This window comes from Eubacterium sp. 14-2, assembly GCF_000403845.2.
Lineage (GTDB): Bacteria > Bacillota > Clostridia > Lachnospirales > Lachnospiraceae > Petralouisia.
The window spans coordinates 42,191-51,070 of sequence record NZ_KE159567.1 but is presented as its reverse complement, the minus strand read 5'-3'; the positions used below and the strand labels follow the sequence as shown (position 1 = coordinate 51,070).

Sequence of the window (8,880 nt, the reverse complement as noted above, 5' to 3'; positions counted from 1 at the left end):
TACCTCCGGCAGTCCTGCCAGAGACGTAAGCAGGGATACCACCCCGGCCAGTGCTGCGGTTCCCAGAACCACCTGCCAGTCCACCGCTCCTATGGTGGCCGCCGCGGGAATCAGGGCCACCGCGCTCTGTGCCATGGTCTTGACTGCCCGGACCGCTGCCGCTTTCATCCATTCAATCTGTTTTCTGTTTTTCATACCATTTTCCTTTCTTATAAAATCATCAAAATTGCTGTTACTGAAGCACCCACAATCGCGCTTACCAAAGTTGTAACAATTGCAACTTTTATCTGGTTAAAAGTTTCTACAGGCTCGTCCTCTAATGCTTCCAGACGCTCTCCCTGTTTTTTGAGTTCTTCCACCACATTTCCCATACTGACTGCCATTTTCTCTACAGAAATGGTAATGTCATTTATGTGATTAATACTGCCTTCCAGAATATCAAGTCTTCTATTCTGTCTCCTGTCTTCCTCTGTCATCCGCTCTGCAAACTCTTTATGAAACCTGTCATGCTCCATTCTTGTTAATTCTTCCATAGGCACTTCTCCAAAAATTCATTTTTATTGATTATAGAACATTTCTCAACACCATTTGTACCATTTTAAAATTCACTAAACACGGATTTGAGCGGGATGATTGAAGGAGTCTATCAGAATGTAGATTTTCCCACCAGTTCTGAACGTGTTAAGATAAAAAATCTATATATCGCAAATGAACCATGCTTTGTTGTTGCATCTGCCTCGCAGGTGTATTATAACGCTCCTGCAAAAACTATAGAACTTAAGGCAGGCTCTAATATATATATTTCTGGTGGAGTTGATGGATTTGCGTCTGTAGCCGGAGTATTTTTTTTGGAAAAAGGAGAAGCCATTGAACTTTATGCAAGCTCAGAAAATGCTGGCCCTGGGCTTTTTAACCATATTGAATACCGTATTTTAAAATTTAAAGTTTAGCTCCGTTTCAGAGGATATTGGATAGTAAACGGTTCACCGGCATTCAAAGCAGCATCCAGCCATACATAAGCAGTCCCATTCTCTTTTATGCCGATACTTAATACTTTATTCAATATATCATTCCTGTTTACAGCAACGCTTATTGTGGTATAAGTTGTTGTGCGTGGTGCGTATTTTGATGGCAGAGAAAATAAACTTGTAAGTTCCGTTGGTGTATTTTTCATAACACTGGATGAAATAAACACTGTCCCATTTTCAATATAAGCTATACATGGAGTCCCCGGAAATAAAATAGTAACCTCGCTGGAAATATCCCTATAACCTAAATCCGTGTTTAACTTACTGACCGCCCCAGTCAGCGTCCCGTCTGCCAGCCCGGAAATGTCATTTGTCCCACACAGTTTCCACAGGTACCGGACATTCTTTGCAAGCAGCGAAACCTTCCGCCAGAGGCTGCTCTGCTTCTCTCCGCTTTTTATGGTATCGAAATCTGTATATCCGGTCGGTTCTTTTACATCTTCACTGGTGAATTTCATGGAAAAATCTTCAATATTTCTGCTTGTCTGAATTTCTTCCCATGACGTATAACCTGTATATTCACTTCCGGTTCTCATAAATTCTCTGCATATTCCATTTTCTTCCAAAATAGCAGTCTGCGCTTTGGAAGATAAATTTCCTGTTTCGTCGACATGTTCTGTTTTCAAAATAAAAGTGTAAGGAGTTTCATTTGATAATGGTAACTCTCCCCCTTCTATGTTGGAAGAATCACATATGCAGACATTATTTTTCGATATAGTGTCTATGTTTCCGGTAAAATATCCGGTTCCGATTTTTTCCTGGTATGTATCGGCTATATTATTTCCACTTCCATCATTTACTGCTCTTGAAGATTCAATAGCCCTTTCACAAGTTCCCTTTATAACGTCTTTTAATACCATAAAGTCACTCCTTAAAATATTTTTAAAAACGATATGATTATATCAGCATACACATTTTTATTTGAAATGTAATGATTAAAACATGCCTGCAGGCATGTCTCTTTGTTTTGATTTCCTCTGGTTCTTATAAAAAAACGAAGATCATCTGGGGTCTCTCCAGAAAAATTTAAAACCACTTCTTCTGTAAGATTGTAACCCATGACACTCTTCCAGCTCATGATTCCGGAATATATGCTTTTAAATTCCGTCTGAGCATAAAGACCTTCCGGGACATGAATACTGACAAAAGCCTTCACTGCATAGGCTCCGTCTTTTAAAAAAATTCCGGAACTTCCAGTGTCTTCCCATATGTTATCCAGAGTTTTTGTCAGGTTTATTTCTGTGATACTTCCTGATAAAATTTCTCCCGCTCTGTCTGCACTTTCTTTTGCCTGCCTGGCATACTCCATAGCGTTGTCCAGATCTTCTCCCGGCCTTGTCCCGGTACCTCCCCTGGCCCAGCTTTCTGCCTCTGCAGCACTGGAAGCAGCTCTTTCAGATTCTATATGTATATCTGCGAGATAATCCGGTCGCAGGTGCCTTTCCCCGATACTTCCCTCTTTAATAATAGCCGACACATACCCTTCGGCGCCGACGGAAAAAGCTATTGTGTCGCTGTCCAAAAACTCAAACTCTGTAATCAGACGTGATAAATCAACCCCCATGGTTGTCCCGTCAATCAGTGGCAACGTCAGCATTTCTGTCACCGGGTCATAGTAAATTCCTGTCTGTATTTTTTCCATTGGTGTGTCAATCGTGACGGTTGCTCCATTTTTTCGGGTAAATGTAATGATTCCAGTCTGATCATCATAAGACACATCCTTAAAAAGTGGAGACACCTCAATCTTCGTTGCTTTTGTGCTGTCAAGGACAATGACCCGGTTATCTATTTCGTCCAGAGCAACATCCCCTTTGTCTAAGTTGTATTTGTTTAATGGTGTTTTATCGCTGGGATAGTTTTCCCAACCATTTCCGTTATTTATACGATTGTATGCTTTGTTCATAGATATACCTCATTAAAATCTGAAAAAATCAAATCTGAATTCTATGCTTGTGGCAGATGGATTCGGATTGCTTTCCGTCGCTGATATATTTACTCCGGAATCACTTGCATTTCTTGCAACAAACTTTCCTTCCTGGTCCAAAACAAATACAAATGTTCTTTTTCCATAATAACCAACTGTTCTGACACTGTGAGAATTCGGGATAAATAAATCTTCTGATGTCCCAACCACAATACTTTTTGATTCTCCGGCAGGATGTGAAAAAGCATGGTACGACCCGTACACGCTGACAAATACGCCAGAAGTTCTGACTTTAAAATTTATCCATTCAGAACCATTTGTTATCGTTTCAAACTCTTTATATGTCTGCTGAAGGCTTTTGATAAAAGCGTGTTCTATCAATGCACCATTGGGGAAAAATGGAGTATCCTTTAAATAAAATCCATCATTCTGCTCACTGTATTGTCCAAGCCCAATCAGAATACACGGAGTTCCTCTCGGAGAATATATATTTACAAACCCATCGCCTGATATGCCGCCACCGGACGGGTTTTCATCCCCAGATTTTGCGAAAAGAAATCTTTTTATCGTATTCGGCCTTGTGGAACGATCTGTGTACTGTAAATAAAGACCGTCTTTTGCTGTTATGACAGCTCCCGTTATTTCTCCCCCTACTATTTTCTGACCATTTATTTCCCCTCCATTCAGGAGGCTGCAGTTTATTTCCCCGGTAGTAATATTATTGCCATTTATTATTGTCTGTCCACCGGTTTCGAGATTCGTAAACGAAACAAGCCCGGTAAGGTCTATCTTATCTGCCTTAACTTCATACTGCGTGCCTCCTTCATCCGTAACAAGAAGTTTTACTTCTGCTGTTTTCCCGGTTCTGTCATTTGAAACAGACATGGATACACTTTTTACAGTCTGCTCTATCCGTGAGGAAAGACCAGACTCCACGTCCTTTATTTCTGACCTTGTTTCTTCAACATTTCTCTCAAGAATGTTTGTTTTCCCTTTAAGCTGGATAATGGAATTCTGAACACCATTTACTTTTTCTGAGTATTTACGAACTCCGCTGGATGAAAAATTATCACGAAGCGCCTGTGTACCTTTTAGGGTTCGTTGCAGGACATAACTTTCCACAATATTATGAACTGTCAGAAATCTAACCGGGTCTCCAACCTCGAAACACGGATTGCCCATCACATCTGCTTCAAATGGGCGATAGGAAATATTGCAGATTTTTCCGTATAAATTTTTTGCAATAATGCGAAGTTCCTCTGCAGATTTTCCATATATCAGAAAATTATTTTCGATAACATAACAGTTTTCTTCCTGTTTTTTATCTCCTTCCGGCCATACCTGACCTATATCATTTTCTTCCTGGCGTATCTGAAGCCTGTCTATTGATTTTGTAATAAAATTCTCATAATTGCATTCTATATACTTACTTTTATCAATCCGGAATGATTTCGGATCCTGCGGATACAGATGTCCTGTTTTTGCCTGGGGAAGATAATCCGGTGCGTGATCTGGAAATAAATCATCTGACGGATAAAGTCCCTGCATATTTTTCTGAAGGTAAATATACTGAAACATTCCATCACGGCTGATATGACCGAAACATCCATTAATTTCACAGATTGCAGTTATAACATCAAGTCCGCTAAGGGAAGAATCTCTCAGTATACTGACCTGTTCCGTATCGTTGTCAATATTCACATCTTCTCCAACCTGGATTGTCTTTTCCACAATCATATCGTCATTTACCAGTGTTACTTCCTTTTGCTGCAATCCGAAATAATTCATAAAACTGTCCCGGAACTGACGCATTGTAACTTTACTGTCTTTTTCGGGAAGAATTGTATTATACCAGGTAATTACACTTGAATTTATAACATCGTACATTGCATCATAAGCTGTAATTTCTCTGTATTTTCTGTCTGCAGAAAGGTTGTCTGAATTAACCTTATATTTTCCGATAACAAATGGCATATCAGAATTTTCATTTATCACCATTTTTACATCCAGCCATTTTCTAATCATTGGAGTGAAAATATCAGAAATTTTAAATTTGAGAATCCCTGCCTCGCAGGAGCCAAAACGAAGCTCGCTTTCTGAGCACAGACTTTCTTCCAGTGCCATTTCCTGATTATATAAATCTTCATTGGTTAAAATCACATTATCAAATGAAATTATTATTTTTTTTGAAACACTGTCTTTAAAAAATAAATCTGAATATTCGTAATCAATCATGGAAGCCCTCCTAATACTCAATCAGTTCCACTGAAAAGGAATTGTATTCTATGTCTTTTGCGGCTTCATCCACGGTATGTATGGAATATGTGATGTCCGGCATGTACATAATTGCCGTTTTATAGTCCAGTTCCTCATCGTTCCAGTAAGTCACCGTCACCCTCCGCTGCCTTTTGCTTGTTATTTCTAATGTTGCCAGCCCTATCACGTTCTTGAATGCCGTCATTTCCGCCAAGTTCATGGAGCGGATATTGAGCGTCAAAGAAGTTTTAAAGTTTTCGCTTGTTTCTCTGTGAAGCAATACGTTTGCATCCCTGTATGCGTCTATTTCAATTCTTTGATTCGGTACAGACTCCCATCCATCTGCCAGAATGAAGCTGTTTGGGAGTACAACGTCTCCGAATTTTATCAGCCATCCGTTAAACATTTTCCTCCCCTCCTAATATGCAAATAACCCTTTCCCGGTTTTTTTGAAATATGTATCTGCCTCTGCCTTTACTGCTTTTGTTATGTCTTTTTCCCCAAGATAAACACGCACATTTATATCGCCGCCCATTCCGCCGCTTTCTTCCATGGCCTGCTTAAATGCTTTTAACATTACAGGAAGCGGTGTCTCAATGTTTGTCTGTCCGCGCCTCTGGTCTCCAAGAACCGCCATAAACGGGTCACCGCCTCGGATTACCGCACCGGAAGCCAGATATGGTATCTGAGGAACCTTTATGGTCGGAATCCAGGTAAACGGGCTTAATCCGAGAATATTCACAGACCTGAGCCTGTTAAGGGCGTCGTTAAGACCATTAAACGGAAGTGATATGGCTTTGTTTATTCCGCCGATAATAGCGTTTATAACTGCCTTTAGCCCGTTCAGAATTCCATCTTTGATACCGTCAAAAATCTGTCCGCCTGTGGAAAAGACATTCTTGACAGCCTGCCATGCTGCGGAAAACTTGCTTTGAAACCATCCGGAAATATTTCCAAATGCATTCTGTATCCCGCTCCATACCCCTGAGAAAAACTGCTTTGCCCCGGAAAAAGCATTCTTTATATTTTTGTAAGCGTCCTGGAATTTTCCCTGGAACCAGCCTGGAATATCACTGAGAGCGCTTTTTATTCCAGACCATACCCCGACAATGTGGGATTTTATCTGATTGAAAATATCTGAAATAACATTTTTAATTCCGTTGAATATACTGGAAGCCAGTGACTTCATCCCATTCCATACAGTAGATACAATGTTTTTTATCAAATCCCATATGGTGGAAGTTAATGACTTAATTCCATTCCATGCAGCACTGACTGTGTTTTTAACAAAATCGACACCGTTTTTTACAAGATTTTTCAGTATTTCCCATACTCCGGAAAAAACGTCTTTTATGGCATTCCATATACTGCTGAATATTTTTTTTATCCCGTCCCATGCTTTTTGCCAGTCTCCGGTAAACACACCTGTTACAAAGTCTATTACTCCACTGAGAACATCTGCTATGTCTCCTATCACTTTTGTAATCGTTTCAATAGCTGTTAAAGCTATATTTCCAATAAAGTCAAAAATTGGTGTAAGAACCGGAATAATATTGTCTGCTATCCAGGCGATAAACGGTACCAGGGCTTCTTCCCAGAGAAGTTTTACTGCGTTTGTCAGTTTTCCGATAAATTCTGAAATCTTGCCTATTGTCTCTCCGAACGGTCCTTCCATAATTTCTTTGAACCTGTCTCCAAGCCCCTGCAAAACCGGAACGATATAGGTGTTATATCCGTCCATTATTTTTCCAACAATTGTTGATATTCCATCTGCTACGGAATCAAATAGTGGTTTTAAATGATTGTCATAAACATCTGAAACAGCGTCACGAACGGTCTGTACTGCAATGAGAAGACCATCAGTAAAAGGTTTGATGGCTTCCAGGGTTCCGGCTATTGCGTCTTTTATTTTGTCCTTATTGTTAATGATTGGCTGAGTAATCATATTCAGGATATCCCGGCCAAGTTTTGCAGCATTTTCAGATATTAACATTCCAACTTCTGCAAAAATTCCAATCAGGTTTCCAGTTATCTGCTGTGCTGTATCGCTGCCAAATGCGGAAAAAATGTCTGCCAGAGCAACAGAAAAATTTCCGATTATTGCTGCTATTTCTGTTCCAATATCAAACATGGACACGATGTACTGCTTAATTCGCTCTTTATTTTGTGTCAGGTACTTTTCTATACCACCAATAAGATTCTGCGCTATAGTAAGCCCAATTCTTGCCATAGAACCAACAACCTGTCCCAGCGAATACGCCAACTGGTCCGCCAGCCTGTTTGCAGCTGCAATTACTTCCGGGTCTGTAAATATTTCTTTCAAAGTCTGACCAATAGATATCAGGTCTTTTTTTAATTCCGCAAAAATAGGTTTGTAGTCTCCGAGGCCTTCGAAAAATCCATTTACAAACAAATCCTTTAATTCCCTAAGCCTGTTAAGAACTCCATCAAGTGCGCTTCCGAGAGAGTCCGCCCCTTCTGTTTCTTCATTAAAGGAAAGTTCAGGAAGTTCAAATCCACTGCCTGCCGCTCCTCCACTACCTGAGCCGGAACCACCGCCACCGCCCGATTCCTTGCTCAGAACATTTAACTTATCAAACGGAGCCAGCGCCTTTCTTGCAGCTTTTCCGGCTTTTTCTGCCGCTGAACCGGCCGCGTCCATACCGTCTGCAAGCTCATCTGCTCCACCTGCCGCTGACGATAAATCCTGTGCAAACTGCCCGGAATCTGCGGTTGGAAGTGAAATTCCAAATAATTTTGAAAGCACAGAACCTATCTGCTTTGCAATGGCTATCAGGATAGAAAGAACTGTGTTTAAAAATTTAATAACAGGGGTTAATACGGTTATCAGACCGGAACCAATAACGGACAGAAGCTCTTTGAACTGTTCTGACAGGATTCTTGTCTGGTTTGCCCAGCTATCGGAAGTCCTGGCAAAATCTCCGGCCGAAAGCGCGGTCTGCTGCATGACATATGCATACTGTAATTCTACTTTTTCAGCCTGCGTCATGGCCTGTATGCTCTTGTTAATACCCTGCTGCCTTGCAAACTCCTGCATATTTACCTGTGTCATAACAACGCCATATTCTTTTAATGACTCTGTTTCCCCGGTATATATGGATTTTAAGGCATAAGAGGTTTCCTCTACGCTTTTGTTATAGAAGCTGGCCATATCAGCCGCACGAGCCGTCAGATTTATTGCCATATCGCTGGCTTCTTCTATGTTATCAAGCATGGAAGCGCCCATAGCCATAAATGTGGAGCCCAACTGTTTTGCAGATAACTGTGAAATTCCAAACTGTTTTACAGAGTTTCTGGCAAATTCCTCCATCTTATACGACATGCTTCCGAAAGCTGTATCAACGACATTTTGGACTTCCTGTATGTCGCTGGCAGTATCAATCGCCTGTTTTCCTAACGAAATAAGACCGGCAATCCCAAGGCCGAAACCAAGAGACCCGATAATTCCTCTTAGGCTTCCACCAATTCTTTCCATGCCGGAAAGAAGCCCTCTGGCACCTCTTTCAAATCCTCTTGTATCAAGCTGTGTATTTATCCGTATACTTCCATCGTATCCTGCCATATAAAAAGACACCTCCACATAGCAGAGATGTCTCTATTCCCTGCCCGTAGCTTTTTCAGGTTAGCGACACGCTCTGTTTGCGTGTCGGT

Annotated in this window: 8 protein-coding genes; 1 reads left to right on the top strand and 7 read right to left on the bottom strand. The window is 40.9% G+C overall.

What is annotated here, in order from left to right:
* Nucleotides 1-195 (bottom strand): holin (locus C805_RS07530; protein WP_016213200.1); only part of this gene is annotated, 195 nt, incomplete at its 3' end.
* 14 nt (nt 196-209) lie between these two features.
* Nucleotides 210-533: a hypothetical protein gene (locus C805_RS07525; protein WP_016213199.1), complete on the bottom strand. Its 324-nt coding sequence runs from the start codon at nt 531-533 to the stop codon at nt 210-212.
* A gap of 96 nt (nt 534-629) precedes the next feature.
* On the opposite strand from C805_RS07525, the gene C805_RS07520 reads away from it, so the two are divergent.
* A complete protein-coding gene (locus C805_RS07520; protein WP_016213198.1) occupies nt 630-950 on the top strand; it encodes a hypothetical protein in 321 nt (106 codons plus the stop codon).
* On the opposite strand, the gene C805_RS07515 is transcribed toward C805_RS07520, so the two are convergent.
* From C805_RS07515 to C805_RS0103935, 5 genes are read right to left on the bottom strand one after another with little or no spacing between them, the layout of a single operon-like run.
* A complete protein-coding gene (locus C805_RS07515) occupies nt 947-1,888 on the bottom strand; it encodes a hypothetical protein (protein WP_016213197.1) in 942 nt (313 codons plus the stop codon). The two genes, C805_RS07520 and C805_RS07515, sit on opposite strands and share 4 nt — an antisense overlap.
* 11 nt (nt 1,889-1,899) lie before the next feature.
* The gene (locus C805_RS07510; protein WP_016213196.1) at nt 1,900-2,931 is read right to left on the bottom strand and encodes a hypothetical protein; all 1,032 of its coding nucleotides are present in this window, start codon (nt 2,929-2,931) and stop codon (nt 1,900-1,902) included.
* A 12-nt stretch (nt 2,932-2,943) separates the two neighbouring features.
* Nucleotides 2,944-5,187 (bottom strand): hypothetical protein, encoded by a 2,244-nt coding sequence (locus tag C805_RS0103940; protein WP_016213195.1) that lies wholly within the window; start codon nt 5,185-5,187, stop codon nt 2,944-2,946.
* 10 nt (nt 5,188-5,197) lie between these two features.
* Entirely contained in the window at nt 5,198-5,614 is a 417-nt protein-coding gene (locus C805_RS07505) for a DUF6711 family protein (RefSeq protein ID WP_016213194.1), read from the bottom strand.
* 12 nt (nt 5,615-5,626) lie between these two features.
* On the bottom strand, nt 5,627-8,791 hold the full coding sequence (locus tag C805_RS0103935; RefSeq protein ID WP_016213193.1) for a phage tail protein: 3,165 nt from the start codon (nt 8,789-8,791) through the stop codon (nt 5,627-5,629).
* Between the last annotated feature and the right edge of the window lie 89 nt (nt 8,792-8,880).

Bases quoted from the DNA above. Each gene is read 5' to 3' on its own strand.
- C805_RS07525 (WP_016213199.1), bottom strand. From the start codon at position 533: ATGGAAGAATTAACAAGAATGGAGCATGACAGGTTTCATAAAGAGTTT.
- C805_RS07520 (WP_016213198.1), top strand. From the start codon at position 630: ATGATTGAAGGAGTCTATCAGAATGTAGATTTTCCCACCAGTTCTGAA.
- C805_RS07515 (WP_016213197.1), bottom strand. From the start codon at position 1,888: ATGGTATTAAAAGACGTTATAAAGGGAACTTGTGAAAGGGCTATTGAA.
- C805_RS07510 (WP_016213196.1), bottom strand. From the start codon at position 2,931: ATGAACAAAGCATACAATCGTATAAATAACGGAAATGGTTGGGAAAAC.
- C805_RS0103940 (WP_016213195.1), bottom strand. From the start codon at position 5,187: ATGATTGATTACGAATATTCAGATTTATTTTTTAAAGACAGTGTTTCA.
- C805_RS07505 (WP_016213194.1), bottom strand. From the start codon at position 5,614: ATGTTTAACGGATGGCTGATAAAATTCGGAGACGTTGTACTCCCAAAC.
- C805_RS0103935 (WP_016213193.1), bottom strand. From the start codon at position 8,791: ATGGCAGGATACGATGGAAGTATACGGATAAATACACAGCTTGATACA.